Annotated in this window: 12 protein-coding genes, 1 tRNA gene and 1 pseudogene; all 14 read left to right on the top strand. The window is 54.9% G+C overall.

Annotation, left to right across the window (positions count from 1 at the left end; translation table 11 throughout):
* Positions 1-139, top strand: a pseudogene (locus tag RMS03_RS06650) (elongation factor Tu); the annotation flags it as partial.
* A 24-nt stretch (positions 140-163) separates the two neighbouring features.
* Positions 164-237 (top strand) — tRNA-Trp (locus RMS03_RS06645).
* A gap of 99 nt (positions 238-336) precedes the next feature.
* Positions 337-720: a preprotein translocase subunit SecE gene (secE, locus tag RMS03_RS06640; RefSeq protein WP_310626301.1), complete on the top strand. Its 384-nt coding sequence runs from the start codon at positions 337-339 to the stop codon at positions 718-720.
* On the top strand, positions 720-1,316 hold the full coding sequence (gene nusG, locus RMS03_RS06635) for a transcription termination/antitermination protein NusG (RefSeq protein ID WP_310626300.1): 597 nt from the start codon (positions 720-722) through the stop codon (positions 1,314-1,316). The genes secE and nusG overlap by 1 nt, the downstream gene beginning before the upstream one ends.
* A gap of 110 nt (positions 1,317-1,426) precedes the next feature.
* Positions 1,427-1,858 (top strand): 50S ribosomal protein L11, encoded by a 432-nt coding sequence (gene rplK / locus RMS03_RS06630; RefSeq protein WP_310626299.1) that lies wholly within the window; start codon positions 1,427-1,429, stop codon positions 1,856-1,858.
* Position 1,859: 1 nt separating this feature from the next.
* Positions 1,860-2,555 (top strand): 50S ribosomal protein L1, encoded by a 696-nt coding sequence (gene rplA, locus RMS03_RS06625; protein ID WP_310626298.1) that lies wholly within the window; start codon positions 1,860-1,862, stop codon positions 2,553-2,555.
* A gap of 263 nt (positions 2,556-2,818) precedes the next feature.
* Positions 2,819-3,325, top strand: coding sequence for a 50S ribosomal protein L10 (gene rplJ, locus RMS03_RS06620; protein ID WP_310626297.1), 507 nt, complete (start codon positions 2,819-2,821; stop codon positions 3,323-3,325).
* Between the two features lie 40 nt (positions 3,326-3,365).
* Entirely contained in the window at positions 3,366-3,740 is a 375-nt protein-coding gene (gene rplL / locus RMS03_RS06615) for a 50S ribosomal protein L7/L12 (protein WP_310626296.1), read from the top strand.
* 258 nt (positions 3,741-3,998) lie between these two features.
* Positions 3,999-8,111, top strand: a complete 4,113-nt coding sequence (rpoB, locus tag RMS03_RS06610; RefSeq protein ID WP_310626295.1) for a DNA-directed RNA polymerase subunit beta — start codon at positions 3,999-4,001, stop codon at positions 8,109-8,111.
* A gap of 28 nt (positions 8,112-8,139) precedes the next feature.
* Positions 8,140-12,366: a DNA-directed RNA polymerase subunit beta' gene (gene rpoC / locus RMS03_RS06605; RefSeq protein WP_310626294.1), complete on the top strand. Its 4,227-nt coding sequence runs from the start codon at positions 8,140-8,142 to the stop codon at positions 12,364-12,366.
* A gap of 164 nt (positions 12,367-12,530) precedes the next feature.
* A complete protein-coding gene (locus tag RMS03_RS06600; RefSeq protein ID WP_310626293.1) occupies positions 12,531-13,088 on the top strand; it encodes a hypothetical protein in 558 nt (185 codons plus the stop codon).
* Positions 13,085-14,425, top strand: a complete 1,341-nt coding sequence (gene rsmB, locus RMS03_RS06595; RefSeq protein WP_310626292.1) for a 16S rRNA (cytosine(967)-C(5))-methyltransferase RsmB — start codon at positions 13,085-13,087, stop codon at positions 14,423-14,425. The genes RMS03_RS06600 and rsmB overlap by 4 nt, the downstream gene beginning before the upstream one ends.
* Positions 14,379-15,041: a DUF4390 domain-containing protein gene (locus tag RMS03_RS06590; RefSeq protein ID WP_310626291.1), complete on the top strand. Its 663-nt coding sequence runs from the start codon at positions 14,379-14,381 to the stop codon at positions 15,039-15,041. The genes rsmB and RMS03_RS06590 overlap by 47 nt, the downstream gene beginning before the upstream one ends.
* Positions 15,038-17,317, top strand: coding sequence for an ATP-binding protein (locus RMS03_RS06585; protein WP_310626290.1), 2,280 nt, complete (start codon positions 15,038-15,040; stop codon positions 17,315-17,317). The genes RMS03_RS06590 and RMS03_RS06585 overlap by 4 nt, the downstream gene beginning before the upstream one ends.
* Positions 17,318-17,323 lie beyond the last annotated feature (6 nt).

Raw genomic sequence — 17,323 nt, 5'->3', positions numbered from 1 at the left:
GATGGTGATGCCAGGTGACAACGTGTCAATCACTGTGAAGTTGATCCACCCCATTGCGATGGAAGAGGGCTTGCGCTTCGCCATCCGCGAAGGCGGTAAGACGGTTGGCGCTGGCGTGGTTGCCAAAATCATTGCTTAATTAACAAGGTAAAGCGCTGGATTTAGGGGCGTAGCTTAGTGGTAAAGTTGCGGTTTCCAAAACCGTCGATGGGGGTTCGATTCCCTCCGCCCCTGCCACGAAAGTCTTAACGCTCCGTGGTTTACCAAGCCCGCCATGATGGCGGGCTTCGGTGTCTTAAATAACACACAAAAAACGGTACAGGAAATTCCTTATCCATGTCTGCAGCAAATATTGAAAACGTCTCGCCTTTCGCCGACAAGGCCAGGCTTGTCTTGGTGGCTCTGTTGGTCGTGGCTGCTTTGGCCGGTTTTTACACCTTGTCTGCACGAGGCCCTATTGTCCAATGGTTGACATTGGTGGGTGGTTTGGTTGCTGCGGTGATTATGTTTTTGGTGTCTTTGCCTGGCCGTCAGTTGCTGGCTTTTGGTGGTGATGCGTGGCGTGAAGTCAATAAGGTTGTGTGGCCCACTCGTAAAGAGTCGACGCAAATGACTTTGTATGTATTTGCCTTCGTGGTGATCATGGCGCTGTTTTTGTGGCTAACTGATAAAACCCTCGAGTGGGTGTTTTACGACCTGATTCTGGGCTGGAAAAAATAATGAGCGACATCATCGACAACGCTGCAGCGGATGCGGCTGCAACACCACCTGCCTACGTCAATCCAGATTTGCGTTGGTATGTGATCCATGCCTACTCGGGTATGGAAAAAGCGGTTGAGCGCAACATTCGCGAAAGCATTGCGCGCGCCGGCATGGAAACTAAATTTGGTCGTATCTTGGTGCCTACCGAAGAAGTGGTGGAAATGAAGAACGGTCAGCGTCGTACCGCTGAGCGCAAGTTTTTCCCCGGTTATGTGTTTGTCGAAATGGTGATGGATGACGACACATGGCACTTGGTGAAGCACACCAATAAGGTGACGGGTTTTGTGGGGGGCGCTAAGAACCGCCCTGCACCGATTTCAGAGGCGGAAGTCCAGAAAATCGTGAGCCAAATGCAAGACGGTGCTGACAAGCCTCGTCACAAAGTTGAGTTCATGGTGGGTGAATTAGTGCGTGTCAAAGAAGGCCCTTTCACCGACTTCAATGGTTCTGTCGAAGAGGTGAATTACGAGAAGAGCAAAGTGCGCGTCTCGGTCACCATCTTTGGTCGTGCAAAGCCTGTTGAATTGGAATTTGGTCAGATCGAAAAGACCTGACCAGTTGAGAGATTGTGGCTTGGTGCTTCCCGACTCGGTGCCAAGCGTTTGAAGTGAGTCGTTAACCCCGGGGAGTTCGCAAGAACGTTTGCACCCGTAAGGAGAAAAGCATGGCGAAAAAAATCGTCGGTTTTATCAAACTGCAAGTTCCAGCAGGTAAAGCCAATCCATCGCCACCCATTGGCCCAGCATTGGGTCAGCGTGGTTTGAACATCATGGAATTCTGCAAGGCGTTCAACGCCCAGACCCAAGGCGTTGAGCCAGGTCTGCCATTGCCAGTGGTCATCACTGCGTTTGCAGACAAATCCTTCACCTTCATCATCAAGACGCCGCCAGCGACGACCTTGATAAAGAAGGCAATCAAGCTTGACAAGGGCTCTGCACGTCCTCACGTCGACAAGGTTGGCAAGATCACGCGCGCTCAGCTCGAAGAAATCGCCCAAACCAAGATGGAAGACTTGAATGCTGCCGATTTAGACGCAGCTGTTCGCATCATTGCCGGCTCTGCCCGTTCGATGGGCGTGACTGTGGAGGGCGTGTGAGATGGCCAAGTTGACTAAAAAACAAAAAGCGTTCGAAGGCAAAGTGGACAGCACCAAGCTGTACGCCTTGGCGGATGCTTTGATCATCGTCAAAGAGTGCGCCACTGCCAAGTTCGATGAGTCCATCGACGTGGCTGTGCAACTCGGTATCGATGCGAAGAAGTCTGATCAAGTGGTGCGTGGCGCCGTGGTCTTGCCTAACGGCACTGGTAAAACTGCTCGCGTCGCTGTGTTCGCCCAAGGCGCTAAGGCTGAAGAGGCCAAAGCCGCTGGCGCTGACGTGGTTGGTATGGACGATTTGGCCGCGATGGTCAAAGCGGGTGACATGCCATTCGACGTGGTGATTGCTGCGCCTGACGCGATGCGCGTTGTGGGCACTTTGGGTCAAATCTTGGGCCCACGCGGTCTGATGCCAAACCCCAAAGTCGGTACCGTGACGCCAGACGTCGCCACCGCTGTGCGCAATGCCAAGGCAGGTCAAGTCCAGTTCCGCGTTGACAAAGCCGGTATCGTGCACGGCACGATCGGTCGTCGTTCATTTGATGCCGACAAGCTCCAAGGCAACTTGGTTGCATTGGTTGAGGCATTGAACAAGGCCAAGCCAGCTTCTAGCAAGGGTGTTTACCTGCGCAAAGTGGCTGTGTCGTCCACCATGGGTGTGGGCGTTCGCGTGGACGTTCAAACACTCGGCGCCTAAGGCGACGTTTGTGAATTCGAACGCTTGATTGGCATTCAAAAATCCGAGCGGTGCGTTAGCACTGCTCAGAGTGGTGGGCTGAGGCAGATCTTTGGAGTTGCCCGGGCCATCCAAGACCGTTGGTGTGGGGCTTGACCTCACTTAATTGAATGACCAACGCAGATGGCGATCCCGCTCGACGGAATTTTTCCTGACAGTTAGGTCGCTGCAAAAGTGGCGTGTTGAAGGGTAACTACCTGACAACACATTTAAAGGAGTAGACCTTGAGTCTTAATCGCAGTGAGAAAGAAGCGGTCATTTCAGACGTGACCACGCTCGCCGCCCAAGCTCAAACGCTGGTGATTGCGGAATACCGCGGCATCACGGTCGCTGACATGACCAAACTGCGTAACCAAGCGCGCAACACAGGTGTGACCCTGAGCGTGTTGAAAAACACACTCGCACGCCGTGCTGTGGCTGGTAGCTCGTTTGAAGTTGTCGCCGACCAGATGACCGGTCCGCTGATCTATGGCTTCTCTGTAGACGCTATTGCTGCCGCGAAGGTGGTGGCTGAGTTCGCGAAAACCAACGATAAGTTGGTGATCCGTGCTGGCGTTTACGGTGGCAAAGCTTTGGACGCGAACGGCGTTAAGCAATTGGCAAGCATCCCTTCGAAAGAAGTGTTGTTGGCTCAGTTGTGTGGCTTGTTGATGTCGCCTATGTCTCGCACCGCCGTGGTGTTGGGCGCTTTGGCGGCCAAAAAAGGCGAAGGCGAAGCTGTTGCCGCTTAAGGCCAGCATTCGTGTTTTAACCAATTGTTAGGAAATAAAAATGGCATTCGATAAAGACGCATTTTTGACCGCGCTCGACAGCATGACGGTCTTGGAACTCAACGACTTGGTGAAAGCCATCGAAGAGAAGTTTGGTGTGAGCGCTGCCGCGATGGCCGCTCCTGCTGCTGGCGGCGCTACCGGCGGGGCAGCTGCTGAAGAGAAGACAGAGTTCAACGTGGTGTTGACTGAAGCAGGCGCAAATAAAGTGTCCGTGATTAAAGCAGTTCGCGAAATCACCGGTCTGGGCTTGAAAGAAGCCAAAGACATGGTCGACGGCGCACCCAAGGCTGTGAAAGAAGGGGTGTCTAAAGCTGACGCTGAAGCCGCGAAGAAGAAGCTCGAAGAAGCTGGTGCTAAGGTTGAACTGAAGTAATTCAGTTCGCTTTCGAGGCTGGCGTGTCTTATCAAGGCACTCCAGCCTTTGGTGCTTACAGAGCACACCCATAAGTAGGTTGCAAGCCACCTTCTTTTGAGTGTCTTCTGACCCCAACTGCAGAAGATGCCTTGGTTCGGGTTGCGTGCAATGCGCAACCGTCCGCCAACGCTGGTAGAGGCCAGCCGCCAAGCCTGAGGTGTGGGACGTGATGTCCCATGCTGAAAACAGTTCTGAAAGATCAAGCCCGGAGATCTCATGGCCTACTCATACACCGAACGCAAGCGCATCCGCAAGAGTTTCGGCAGCCGCGACAGTGTGCTGGAAATTCCATATTTGTTGCAAATGCAAAAAGACGCGTATACCGCATTTTTGCAAGCCGACGTCACCCCTAAGAGGCGCACCAACGAAGGCCTGCAAGCGGCATTTGAAGCTGCATTCCCCATCGTCTCGCACAACGGTTTTGTCGAGATGAAATATCTCGAATACAACTTGGCCAAACCCGCCTTTGACGTGCGTGAATGCCAAACCCGTGGTTTGACTTTCTCGTCCGCTGTGCGCGCACGCGTGCAACTCATCATTTATGACCGTGAGTCTTCGACATCACAGTCCAAAGTGGTCAAGGAAGTGAAAGAGCAAGAAGTCTACATGGGCGAAGTGCCTTTGATGACCGACAAAGGATCGTTCATCATCAACGGCACCGAGCGCGTGATCGTGTCTCAGTTGCACCGCTCGCCCGGCGTGTTCTTCGAACACGACAAGGGCAAGACCCACAGCTCTGGCAAATTGTTGTTCAGCGCGCGCATCATCCCTTACCGCGGTTCGTGGCTCGACTTCGAATTCGACCCCAAAGACTTGCTGTATTTCCGCGTTGACCGTCGTCGCAAGATGCCTGTTTCTATTCTGTTGAAAGCCATCGGCTTGACACCAGAAACCATCCTCGCGAACTTCTTCGTGAACGACAACTTCCGCTTGATGGACAGCGGCGCACAAATGGAATTTGTGGCCGAGCGTCTGCGCGGCGAAATCGCTCGCTTTGACATCACCGATAAGTCGGGCAAAGTCATCGTGGCCAAAGACAAGCGCGTGACCGCACGTCACACCCGCGAGTTGGAGACCAGCAAAACCACGCACATCAGCGTGCCAGAAGACTTCCTGGTTGGGCGCGTGTTGGCCAAGAACATCATCGACAGCGACACTGGCGAATTGATTGCCCGCGCCAACGATGAGTTGACAGAAGCTTTGCTCAAGAAATTACGCGAAACTGGTGTGCAAGCGCTGCAATGCATCTACACCAACGAACTCGATCAAGGTGCGTACATTTCGCAAACACTACGCACGGATGAAACTGTGGACGAATTCGCTGCGCGCGTGGCTATCTATCGCATGATGCGCCCTGGCGAGCCCCCGACAGAAGACGCGGTGCAAGCCTTGTTCCAACGTTTGTTCTACAACCCAGACACGTACGATTTGTCGCGCGTGGGTCGTATGAAATTCAACGCCAAAGTGGGCACCCCCGAATCCACAGGCCCCATGGTACTGACCAACGACGACATCTTGTCTGTGGTGAAGATTTTGGTGGACTTGCGTAACGGCCGTGGTGACGTCGATGACATCGACCACTTGGGTAACCGTCGTGTGCGTTGCGTGGGCGAATTGGCCGAAAACCAATACCGCACAGGTTTGGCACGTATCGAAAAAGCCGTGAAAGAGCGTTTGGGCCAAGCCGAGCAAGAGCCACTCATGCCCCACGACTTGATCAACTCCAAGCCCATCTCTGCAGCGCTCAAAGAATTCTTCGGCGCATCGCAGTTGTCACAGTTCATGGACCAAACCAACCCCTTGGCCGAGATCACGCACAAGCGTCGCGTCTCTGCGTTAGGCCCAGGCGGTTTGACACGCGAACGCGCAGGCTTTGAAGTGCGTGACGTGCACGTCACGCACTACGGCCGTGTGTGCCCCATCGAGACACCCGAAGGTCCAAACATTGGTTTGATCAACTCTTTGGCTTTGTATGCCCGCTTGAACGAGTACGGTTTCATTGAAACCCCCTACCGTCGCGTGGTCGATGGCAAAGTCACCATGGACATCGATTACTTGTCCGCTATCGAAGAAGGCAAATACGTCATTGCGCAGGCCAACGCGGCTTTGGACAAAGACGGCAAGCTCACCGGCGACTTGGTGTCTGCCCGTGAAAACGGCGAATCCATTTTGTGCGGCGCCGAGCGCATCCAATACATGGACGTGTCCCCCGCACAGATCGTCTCCGTGGCGGCCTCTTTGGTGCCATTCCTTGAGCACGATGACGCCAACCGCGCGTTGATGGGTGCCAACATGTCACGCCAAGCCGTGCCTGTGTTGCGTCCAGAAAAACCCATGGTCGGTACTGGTATTGAGCGCGTTGCCGCGGTCGACTCCGGCACTGTGGTGACGGCGACTCGCGGCGGTGTGGTGGACTATGTGGATGCAACCCGCGTGGTGGTTCGCGTCAACGACGCCGAAGCACAAGCTGGCGAAGTGGGTGTAGACATCTATAACCTCATCAAGTACCAACGCTCTAACCAAAACACCAACATCCATCAGCGTCCCATCGTCAAGCGCGGCGACAAGATTGCTAAGGGCGATGTAGTGGCTGACGGTGCGTCAACTGACCTCGGCGAAATCGCCATCGGTCAAAACATGTTGATCGCCTTCATGCCTTGGAACGGCTACAACTTCGAAGACTCGATTTTGATCAGCGAGCGCGTGGTGGCAGAAGACCGTTACACCTCGATCCACATCGAAGAACTCGTAGTGATGGCTCGCGACACCAAGCTGGGTGCAGAAGAAATCACACGCGATATTCCAAACTTGGCTGAGCAACAGCTCAACCGTTTGGACGACTCGGGCATCATCTACGTGGGGGCAGAAGTACAACCTGGCGACACACTGGTGGGCAAGGTCACGCCTAAAGGCGAAACCACACTCACGCCAGAAGAAAAACTGTTGCGCGCCATCTTCGGCGAAAAAGCCAGCGATGTGAAAGACACCTCACTGCGCGTGAGCCAAGGCTCGCAAGGTACGGTCATCGACGTCCAAGTCTTCACCCGTGAAGGCATCCAACGCGACAAACGTGCGCAGCAAATCATTGACGACGAACTCAAGCGTTTCCGTCTCGACTTGAACGACCAGCTCCGCATCGTGGAAGCTGACGCGTTTGACCGTATCGAAAAACTCTTGAACGGCAAAACCGCCAACGGCGGTCCCAACAAGTTGGCCAAGGGCAGCAAAATCGACAAGGCTTATTTGGCTTCGGTCGAGAAGTTCCACTGGTTCGACATCCGTCCTTCGGATGAAGAAACAGCGGGCCAGTTGGAAAGCATCAAGAACGCGATGGAGCAAACCCGTCACAGCTTTGACTTGGCCTTCGAAGAGAAGCGCAAAAAGTTGACGCAAGGCGACGAGTTGCCCGCAGGCGTGTTGAAGATGGTCAAGGTCTACTTGGCCGTCAAGCGTCGCTTGCAGCCCGGTGACAAGATGGCCGGTCGCCACGGTAACAAGGGCGTGGTTTCTAAGATTGTCCCAGTCGAAGACATGCCTTACATGGCCGACGGCACACCTTGCGATATCGTGTTGAACCCCTTGGGTGTTCCTTCGCGTATGAACGTGGGGCAGGTGCTGGAAGTCCACTTGGGTTGGGCGGGTAAAGGTATCGGCCAACGTATTGGCAACATGCTTCAAGGGCAAGCCAAAGCCGCTGAAATCCGCAGCTTCATGGAAACGTTGTACAACGGTTCAGGCCGCAAAGAAGACCTGAGCAAGCTCAACGATGCACAAATCGTCGAGATGGCGGGCAACTTGACCAACGGTGTGCCTTTTGCAACCCCCGTGTTCGACGGCGCAGCAGAAGAAGACATTCGCACCATGCTGAAGTTGGCTTACCCCGACGACATCGCCAAAACCAAGGGCCTCACCGCCACGCGCACACAGGCGAACTTGTTTGACGGTCGCACGGGCGAAGCTTTCGAGCGCCCCACCACGATTGGCTACATGCACTTCTTGAAGCTCCACCACTTGGTGGACGACAAGATGCACGCACGTTCCACAGGCCCGTACAGCTTGGTCACACAGCAGCCGCTGGGTGGTAAGGCTCAGTTCGGTGGTCAGCGTTTCGGTGAGATGGAGGTGTGGGCTTTGGAAGCCTACGGTGCTTCGTACACCCTGCAAGAAATGCTTACCGTCAAGTCCGACGACGTGCAAGGCCGTACCAAGGTGTACGAGAGCATTGTCAAAGGCGAACACTCGATCGAAGCGGGTATGCCCGAGTCGTTCAACGTGTTGGTCAAAGAAATTCGTTCATTGGGCATCGACATTGAGTTAGACCGCGCTTAAGCGGTTTGACAACATAAGGATTTAAAACATGAAATCATTACTCGACCTGTTCAAGCAGTTCACGCCCGATGAGCATTTCGATGCCATCAAAATTGGCATGGCTTCTCCCGAGAAGATCCGCTCATGGTCTTTCGGCGAAGTGAAAAAGCCAGAAACCATCAACTACCGTACCTTCAAGCCTGAGCGCGATGGTCTGTTTTGCGCCAAGATTTTTGGCCCCATCAAAGACTACGAATGCTTGTGCGGCAAATACAAACGACTCAAGCACCGTGGCGTGATTTGCGAGAAGTGCGGCGTTGAAGTCACACAAACCAAAGTGCGTCGTGAGCGCATGGGTCACATCGACCTGGCCGCACCTTGCGCCCACATTTGGTTCTTGAAGTCATTGCCTTCACGTTTGGGCCTCGTGCTCGACATGACCCTGCGTGACATCGAGCGCGTGTTGTACTTTGAAGCATATGTCGTGACCGACCCTGGTATGACACCTTTGAAGAAATTCGCCATCATGTCGGAAGACGACTACGAAGCCAAAGTGGTGGAGTACGGTGACGAATTCATTGCCAAAATGGGCGCTGAAGGCATCAAAGATTTGCTCGAAGGTCTCGACCTCGATATCGAAATCGAGAAGCTTCGCAACGATTTGACCGGCTCTGAAATCAAGATCAAGAAAAACGCCAAGCGTTTGAAATTAATGGAAGCGTTCAAGAAGTCTGGCATCAAGCCAGAGTGGATGGTGTTGTCTGTCTTGCCTGTGCTGCCACCTGATTTGCGCCCACTGGTGCCGTTGGACGGCGGGCGCTTTGCGACTTCCGACTTGAACGACTTGTACCGCCGTGTGATCAACCGTAACAGCCGCTTGCGTCGGTTGCTCGAACTCAAGGCACCTGAAATCATTGCGCGCAATGAAAAACGCATGTTGCAAGAAGCCGTGGACAGCTTGCTGGACAACGGTCGTCGCGGCAAGGCCATGACAGGCGCCAACAAGCGCGCCTTGAAGTCACTGGCTGACATGATTAAAGGTAAGAGCGGTCGTTTCCGTCAAAACTTGTTGGGTAAGCGCGTCGACTACTCTGGTCGTTCCGTGATTACCGTGGGCCCAACTTTGAAATTGCACCAATGCGGTTTACCCAAGTTGATGGCACTCGAGTTGTTCAAGCCCTTCATCTTCTCTCGTCTCGAAGCCATGGGCGTCGCGACCACCATCAAGGCCGCGAAGAAAGAAGTGGAATCCGGCTCAGCCGTGGTGTGGGACATCTTGGAGGAGGTGATCAAAGAGCACCCCGTCATGTTGAACCGTGCGCCTACGTTGCACCGCTTGGGCATTCAAGCGTTCGAACCTATCTTGATCGAAGGTAAAGCCATTCAGTTGCACCCACTCGTTTGCTCAGCGTTCAATGCTGACTTCGACGGTGACCAAATGGCCGTTCACGTGCCTTTGTCTGTGGAAGCACAGATGGAAGCCCGTACCTTGATGCTGGCCTCGAACAACGTGTTGTTCCCTGCCAACGGAGAGCCTTCTATCGTTCCTTCACAAGACGTTGTGTTGGGCTTGTACTACGCCACCCGTGACCGTATCAACGGCAAGGGCGAAGGCTTGGTGTTTGCCAACCTCACCGAAGTGCAACGCGCTTTGGACGCTGGCGTGGTCGAGCTGACCGCCAAAGTGGCCGTGCGTTTGACCGAGTGGAACAAAGACAAAGAAACGGGTGAATTCGTGCCAAGCACCAGCTTGGTCGACACCACCGTGGGCCGCGCTTTGTTGTCGGAAATCTTGCCCAAGGGCCTGCCTTTCTCCAACATCAACAAAGCCTTGAAGAAGAAAGAAATTTCTAAGCTCATCAACGTCGCGTTCCGCAAGTGCGGCTTGAAAGACACCGTGGTGTTTGCCGATAAATTGTTGCAAAACGGTTTCCGTTTGGCAACACGTGCGGGTATCTCTATCGCGATTGACGACATGTTGGTGCCGCCAGAAAAAGGCGCCATCATCAGCGCGTCTGAAAAGGAAGTCAAAGATATCGAACAGCAATACGTGTCCGGTCTGGTGACCTCTGGCGAGCGTTACAACAAAGTGGTGGACATCTGGGGCAAGGCGGGCGACGCCGTGTCCAGGGTGATGATGGACCAACTCCGCAAAGAGAAGACCATTGACCGCCATGGCAACGAAGTTGAGCAAGAGTCGTTCAACTCCATCTACATGATGGCCGACTCAGGCGCTCGCGGTTCTGCCGCTCAAATTCGCCAGTTGGCTGGTATGCGTGGTTTGATGGCCAAGCCTGACGGCTCCATCATTGAGACCCCCATCACGGCGAACTTCCGTGAAGGCCTGAACGTGTTGCAGTACTTTATTTCCACCCACGGTGCGCGTAAAGGTCTGGCCGACACGGCGTTGAAGACAGCGAACTCCGGTTACTTGACACGTCGCTTGGTGGACGTGACCCAAGACTTGGTGGTCACAGAACACGATTGCGGCACAACCAACGGTCAATTGATGCGCGCCATCGTTGAAGGTGGCGAAGTGATTGAGTCCTTGCGCGATCGCATCTTGGGCCGCACTGCGGTGGAAGATGTGTTGAGCCCAGAAACACGTGCCGTGTTGGTCAAGGCTGGCGTCATGCTGGACGAAGACATCATTGACGAAATCGAAGCCGCTGGCGTGGATGAAGTCAAAGTGCGCACCGCATTGAATTGCGAAACACGCTTCGGCTTGTGCGCCATGTGCTACGGCCGTGATTTGGGGCGTGGTGGTTTGGTTAACAATGGTGAAGCCGTTGGCGTGATTGCTGCGCAGTCCATCGGTGAACCTGGCACACAGCTGACCATGCGTACCTTCCACATTGGTGGTGCGGCTTCTCGTGCAGCCGTCGCTTCTAGCGTGGAAGCCAAGTCCAATGGTGTGATTGGTTTTAACTCCACCATGCGTTATGTGTCCAACACCAAAGGTGAGTTGGTGGTGATTTCTCGCTCTGGCGAGATCGTCATTCACGACGAGCATGGTCGTGAGCGTGAGCGTCACAAAGTGCCGTACGGTGCGATTCTGTCGATCAAGCCAGACCAGTCCATCAAAGCGGGCGTGATCTTGGCGAACTGGGATCCATTGACACGCCCCATCATCACGGAATTCGCTGGTAAGGTGCAATTCGAAAACGTGGAAGAAGGCCTCACCGTTGCCAAGCAATTGGACGAAGTGACGGGCTTGTCCACGCTGGTGGTGATTGACCCCAAGCGTCGCGGTGCGACCAAGGTGGTGCGTCCACAGGTCAAGCTGATCGATGCGTCTGGCAAAGAAGTCAAGATTCCTGGCACAGACCACGCGGTGACGATTGGTTTCCAAATCGGCGCCTTGATTCAAGTGCGCGATGGCATGGATGTGGGTCCAGGCGAAGTCTTGGCACGTATCCCTGTGGAAGGTCAAAAGACCCGCGACATCACCGGTGGTTTGCCACGTGTGGCCGAACTGTTCGAAGCGCGCTCACCCAAAGACAAGGGCATGCTGGCTGAGATGACCGGTACCGTGTCGTTTGGTAAAGAAACCAAAGGCAAGGTGCGTTTGCAAATCACTGACCCAGAAGGCAAAGTGTGGGACGAACTCATTCCTAAAGAGAAGAACATCTTGGTCCACGAAGGTCAAGTGGTCAACAAAGGCGAGAGCGTGGTGGACGGCCCAGCCGATCCACAAGACATCTTGCGTTTGCTCGGCATGGAAGAGTTGGCACGCTACATCGTTGACGAAGTGCAAGACGTTTACCGCTTGCAAGGCGTGAAGATCAACGACAAGCACATTGAAGTGATCGTGCGTCAAATGTTGCGTCGCGTCGTTGTCGAGAGCGTGGGTGACTCCAACTACATCGCTGGCGAACAAGTGGAGCGTTCGGAGATTCTCAACACCAACGAAGCACTGCAACGCGATGGAAAAATTCCAGCAACGTTCACCAACTTGTTGCTGGGTATTACCAAAGCGTCCTTGTCCACCGACTCGTTCATCTCTGCGGCTTCTTTCCAAGAAACCACACGTGTGCTGACCGAGGCGGCCATCATGGGCAAGCGCGACGAGTTGCGCGGCTTGAAAGAAAACGTCATCGTCGGTCGCCTGATTCCCGCAGGCACTGGCTTGGCTTATCACAAGGCACGCAAGGTCAAAGACGCGATGGACGACGCCGAGCGTCGCGCCATTGCGGAAGCGGAAGCCGCCGAATTGGCCGGAGCATCTTCTGACGAAGAAACTCAGGTCGATCACGGCGCGGGTGAAGAAGCGTAAAACGACCCTCTCAACAAAGGCCCGAAAGGGCCTTTGTTGTTATGGGCAAAGTGGTTTGAAAGCACAAGGACAATCATGTACCCCCACGTTCATCACGTCGTGTATTCACTGCCCCCCGAGGTGGCGCAAGCCTTCTTTGAGGCGGCTAGGCAGGAGGCTTGAACATGCTTATTGCTTGGTGGTTTTGGCTATTCATCGCCGTGATGTTGTTTTGGAGCGTGGGTGCGTACCGCCGTTTGGTGGGCTTTCGCACGGCGGTGAACAAGCAATTTGCGGTGCTCGAAGAGCTCATGCTGCGCTATCAGGCGCTGGTGCAGGAGGCCACGACAGCCGCAGTGACCTCGCCTTCGGGATGGCAAACCGCGGTATCGCCAGAGCTGGGGGCCAGCCACTGGACGCGTTTGCAGGTGGCGGCTAATTTGTCGGCCATGGCCTTGGCGCGCATGCAAGAACATCCGTTGGAACCCTCATCAGCGATTGCGTTGGTTGCGACCAGTCGTGATTTACAAGATGCGTGGGAGGCCCTCACGCACCCTGATGTGTACTACGTCTCTGTGCCTGCCGAGTTGACCCAGCGCTGGGTCGAGCTGGGCATTTCGATTCAGCCTGATTTACAGCGCTTCAACCAAGCTGTGACCCATTACAACGATGCCATTGCCATGCTCCCCGCGACTGCGATGGCGCATTTATTCAAATTCAAACCCGGCCGCATTCTGGAATGACCGACCACGTCAACACATCCGTTCCTCTGTGGCAACAGTTGCAAGCCGTGGCCCAAGCCTTGGCGCAAGTGCGGCGTGGTGTCTCAGGCACGGCCGCATTAGAGGCTGTCCCTTCTGCGTTGCGCCCAGGCGTGCAAGCCTTGTTGTTTCAAACGCTGCGGCAGTTGGGCCGTGCGCAAGCTTTGCGTGCGCAGTTGGCCTCACGTACGCCCGCTCCTTTGCCTGACGCACTGCTATGCACGGCGTTGGCTTTGGCGTGGGACCCAGACAATGCACCATATGAACCTCATACGCTGGTTAACCAAGCGGTCGAAGCCGCCAAGCAAACCCAGAGCTTGCACATGCCGGCCAATTTCCTCAATGCGTGTTTGCGACGTTTCTTGCGTGAGCGCGATGCTTTGGTGAAGGCCACAGACAACAATGTCCTCGCCCAGTGGAACCATCCCGAGTGGTGGGTGATGCGCTTGCAAAAAGACCATCCAGACCATTGGCAAGACATCTTGCGTGCTAGCAACCAAGCCGCCCCTATGACTTGGCGTGTGAACACCGCACGCACCAGTCGTGAGGTCTTGCAAGCAGACTGGGCCAATCACGGGTTGACCTCGTTCCCTGTGGGTGCACAAGGCTTGCTGTTGGCGCAGGCACATCCAGTGCGTGATGTGCCGGGTTTTGCGGAGGGGCGGTGCTCGGTGCAAGACGCTGCTGCGCAATGTGCTGCCCAACTCTTGCTGGATGGCTTGATCACCACGCAGCAGCCGCTGCGTATCCTCGATGCTTGTGCTGCACCGGGTGGCAAAACTGCGCATTTGCTGGAGTTGTTGGATGACAAGTCGCAAGTCACGGCGCTGGACATCGATCCACAGCGCTGTGAGCGTATTGCGCAAAACTTGCAACGCATTGGGCGCAGTGCACGCATCATTGCCGCAGATGCAGCGCTCACTAAAACATGGTGGGACGGTCAACTCTTTGACGCCATTCTTTTGGATGCACCCTGCACCGCGTCGGGCATTGTGCGGCGTCATCCAGATGTGCGTTGGTTGCGTCGTGAGCGCGACATCGACAAACTCGCCGCTATTCAGAAAAACTTGCTCAAGCAACTGTGGCCTTTGGTCAAACCGGGAGGACGCTTGTTGTATTGCACCTGCTCGGTCTTCAGGGCAGAAGGCGAAAACCAAGTCAAAACGTTTGTTGAACACAACACCCATGCCCGTTTGCTCCCCTCTCTGGGGCATTTAAGGCCTCAAACCCGCGCAACAGCGGCCCTGCTCACCGACAATCTACTGGGTGACCATGACGGCTTTTATTACGCACTGCTGGAAAAACTTCCTGCGCCTTGAGTGGCCCCTCGCGGGCGACTTCAAGCGCGTACGGCTGCTGTGCGTCGCGTCGTTGACTACCCTGTGCCTGATATGCATGGGCGTGGCCCAAGCGGACACCACGGTGGAGTTACAGGAGTTCAAGCTCGAACGCCAAGACACCGCGCTGTACATGTCCGGCCAATGGCGTTTTGAGTTACCGCCCGCACTGGAAGATGCTTTGCTGAAAGGCGTCACGCTGTATTTTGTGACTGAGGTGGACATCCACCAAGAGCGTTGGTATGTGTACAACCAGCGCATAGCGCATGCCGAGCGTCATGTACGTCTCTTTTATCAGCCGCTCACACGCCGTTGGCGCGTCAGCATTTCGCCCCAGCCTTTCAACGTGAGTGGCCTGGGCATGAGTCTCGTGCAAAGTTATGACTCCGCCGAAGAGGCATGGTCCGTCGTACGACGCATCGTCCAATGGCGCATTGCGAACGCCATGGATATCAACTTAGATGCCAAACAAACCATCAGCATTAATTTCAAACTCGATCTCAAGCAGTTGCCGCGGCCTTTGCAAATCGGAGCCACAGGACAGAGTGACTGGAGCATCGGGTTCAGTAAGACGCAGCGCTTGGAGTTGACCCCATGATTGAGCTGGCTGAAAAGCGTGTTCGCCTTTCAGGCTTTCAGTTTCGGTGGTTGTTGGTCATCAGCGCCACGGTGGTGTTAGGGCTGTGTTTGGTGCTGCTGTTTTTACTCACGCAAGCCACCGATAACCGTGAACTGTACGAGCGCAACTATCGCCAACTCTTTGGTTTGAATGTGGTGGTCGCCACGCTGCTGATGGCGGTGATTGCGTGGCTGTCTGTGCGCTTGCTGTTGCGTTTGCGGCAAGGCAAGTTTGGTAGCCGTTTGCTGCTCAAAATCGCGGCCACCTTTGCCTTGGTGGGGTTTGTACCGGGCTTGTTGATCTACAGCGTGTCCTACCAGTTTGTCTCACGTTCAATCGAAAGTTGGTTTGATGTGAAGGTCGAGGGCGCGTTAGATGCAGGCTTGAGTTTGGGGCGCACCACCCTCGACACCTTGGCTAATGACCTTGGACAAAAAACCAAAGCGGCAAGCGCCCAAATCAACGACTTACCAGATGTGTCTGTGGGCTTGGCCTTAGACCGCATGAAAGACCAGTTGGGGGCGGATGACGTGATCCTCTGGAACACGGCAGGTCAGGCCTTGGCCAGTGCGGGGGACTCGCGCTACAAAATCAACCCCGAGCGACCCACTCCCGCGCAGTTGCGCCTCGTACGAACACAAAGTGTGGTCACTGCTGTGGACGGCTTAGATGAAGCCGACGCACAAGGCACAACCAAAGCCCGTATCCGTGCCTTGGTGCAAGTCGCGCCGTCTGGCTTGGGCTTGCTCATTGAGCCACGTGTGTTGCAAGTGACGAAGGCTTTGCCGCCCACCTTGGTGAGCAATGCGCTGGCGGTTGAAGTGGCTTATCGAGAATACCAAGAGCGTGCCTTGGGGCGTGATGGCCTACGCAGCATGTATATCGGCACCTTGACGCTGAGTCTGTTTTTGGCCGTCTTTGGTGCGGTCTTATTAGCCGTCTTACTGGGTAACCAACTGGCGCGACCTTTGTTGATGTTGGCCGAAGGTGTGCGTGACGTGGCTGCGGGTGACTTAAGCCCTAGGCCCGCGTTACAAGGGCGTGATGAGTTGGGTGGCTTGACACGTTCCTTTGCGCAGATGACCCAACAGCTGGCAGATGCCCGTTCTGCTGTGGACCGAAGCATGTTGCAGGTCCACACCTCGCGTGCGAATTTGCAAACCATACTCGACAACCTCACCGCAGGTGTCATCGTCATGACGAACACGGGCTTGATCAAGTCCTCCAATCCGGGCGCGACCCGCATCTTGCGTGTGCCACTGGCCGCATGGGAAGGACGTGCACTCAATGACATCGAAGGCCTGGCCGAGTTTGCACAGCATGTGCAGCGGGAGTTTGAGGGCTTCTTGGGCGAACGCAGCCAGCATGGGCTAGACCACTGGCAGCAATCTTTTGAGTTGCATGCCACCAGCATCAGCCCTGCTGTGCAATTGACCGATGACACTTTGCAACACATCACCTTGTTGGCTCGCGGTGCGGTGTTGCCCAACAACGGACGCCTGCTGGTGTTTGACGACATCTCTGAAATCGTTTCCGCCCAGCGTGCGCAAGCGTGGGGCGAAGTGGCTCGTCGTTTGGCGCATGAAATTAAAAACCCGCTCACACCGATTCAACTCTCGGCTGAACGCTTAGAGATGAAGCTCACAGGCAAGTTGCAAGAGCCCGAACAATTGATTCTGAACAAGTCTGTGAAAACCATCGTGGAGCAGGTCGATGCCATGAAACGATTGGTCAATGAGTTCCGCGATTACGCACGCTTGCCCGTGGCCGAACTCAAACCGATCGGCCTCAACGTGTTGGTGCAAGACGTGATGCAGCTTTACGGAGCAGAGAACGCCGCCGTACCTGTTCGTGCGGAATTAGCCCCCGAGTGCCCCATCATTCACGGTGACGCGCAACAGCTCCGACAAGTGGTACACAACCTGTTGCAAAACGCACAAGATGCCACCCAAGGACAGCCGCGCCCCATGGTGCAGATTTCCACCCAATGGGTGCCCACCTCAGGCCGTGTGCGCTTGGTCGTGCGAGATAACGGGCCTGGTTTTCCTCCGAAAATTTTGAGTCGTGCTTTCGAACCATACGTCACCACCAAATCGCGCGGTACCGGCCTTGGCTTGGCTGTGGTGAAAAAAATTGCCGACGAGCACTCGGCACGCATTGACCTGAAAAATCGTGAATTAGAGGGGCGCGTGGTAGGGGCGCAAGTGTCGTTATCATTCCAAGTTGCAGAATCGCAACAAAACCAAATTCTTTAATTCAGC

This window comes from Limnohabitans sp. (genome assembly GCF_031538885.1).
Taxonomy (GTDB): Bacteria; Pseudomonadota; Gammaproteobacteria; order Burkholderiales; family Burkholderiaceae_C; genus Limnohabitans.
The sequence above is the reverse complement of the archived record's forward strand: the minus strand, read 5'-3'. Positions and strand labels throughout refer to the sequence as shown.

Coding starts and splice junctions, on each gene's coding strand:
- rplL (WP_310626296.1), top strand. CDS start 3,366: ATGGCATTCGATAAAGACGCATTTTTGACCGCGCTCGACAGCATGACG.
- rsmB (WP_310626292.1), top strand. CDS start 13,085: ATGACCGACCACGTCAACACATCCGTTCCTCTGTGGCAACAGTTGCAA.
- rplK (WP_310626299.1), top strand. CDS start 1,427: ATGGCGAAAAAAATCGTCGGTTTTATCAAACTGCAAGTTCCAGCAGGT.
- RMS03_RS06585 (WP_310626290.1), top strand. CDS start 15,038: ATGATTGAGCTGGCTGAAAAGCGTGTTCGCCTTTCAGGCTTTCAGTTT.
- rpoC (WP_310626294.1), top strand. CDS start 8,140: ATGAAATCATTACTCGACCTGTTCAAGCAGTTCACGCCCGATGAGCAT.
- secE (WP_310626301.1), top strand. CDS start 337: ATGTCTGCAGCAAATATTGAAAACGTCTCGCCTTTCGCCGACAAGGCC.
- rpoB (WP_310626295.1), top strand. CDS start 3,999: ATGGCCTACTCATACACCGAACGCAAGCGCATCCGCAAGAGTTTCGGC.
- nusG (WP_310626300.1), top strand. CDS start 720: ATGAGCGACATCATCGACAACGCTGCAGCGGATGCGGCTGCAACACCA.
- RMS03_RS06600 (WP_310626293.1), top strand. CDS start 12,531: ATGCTTATTGCTTGGTGGTTTTGGCTATTCATCGCCGTGATGTTGTTT.
- RMS03_RS06590 (WP_310626291.1), top strand. CDS start 14,379: ATGACGGCTTTTATTACGCACTGCTGGAAAAACTTCCTGCGCCTTGAG.
- rplA (WP_310626298.1), top strand. CDS start 1,860: ATGGCCAAGTTGACTAAAAAACAAAAAGCGTTCGAAGGCAAAGTGGAC.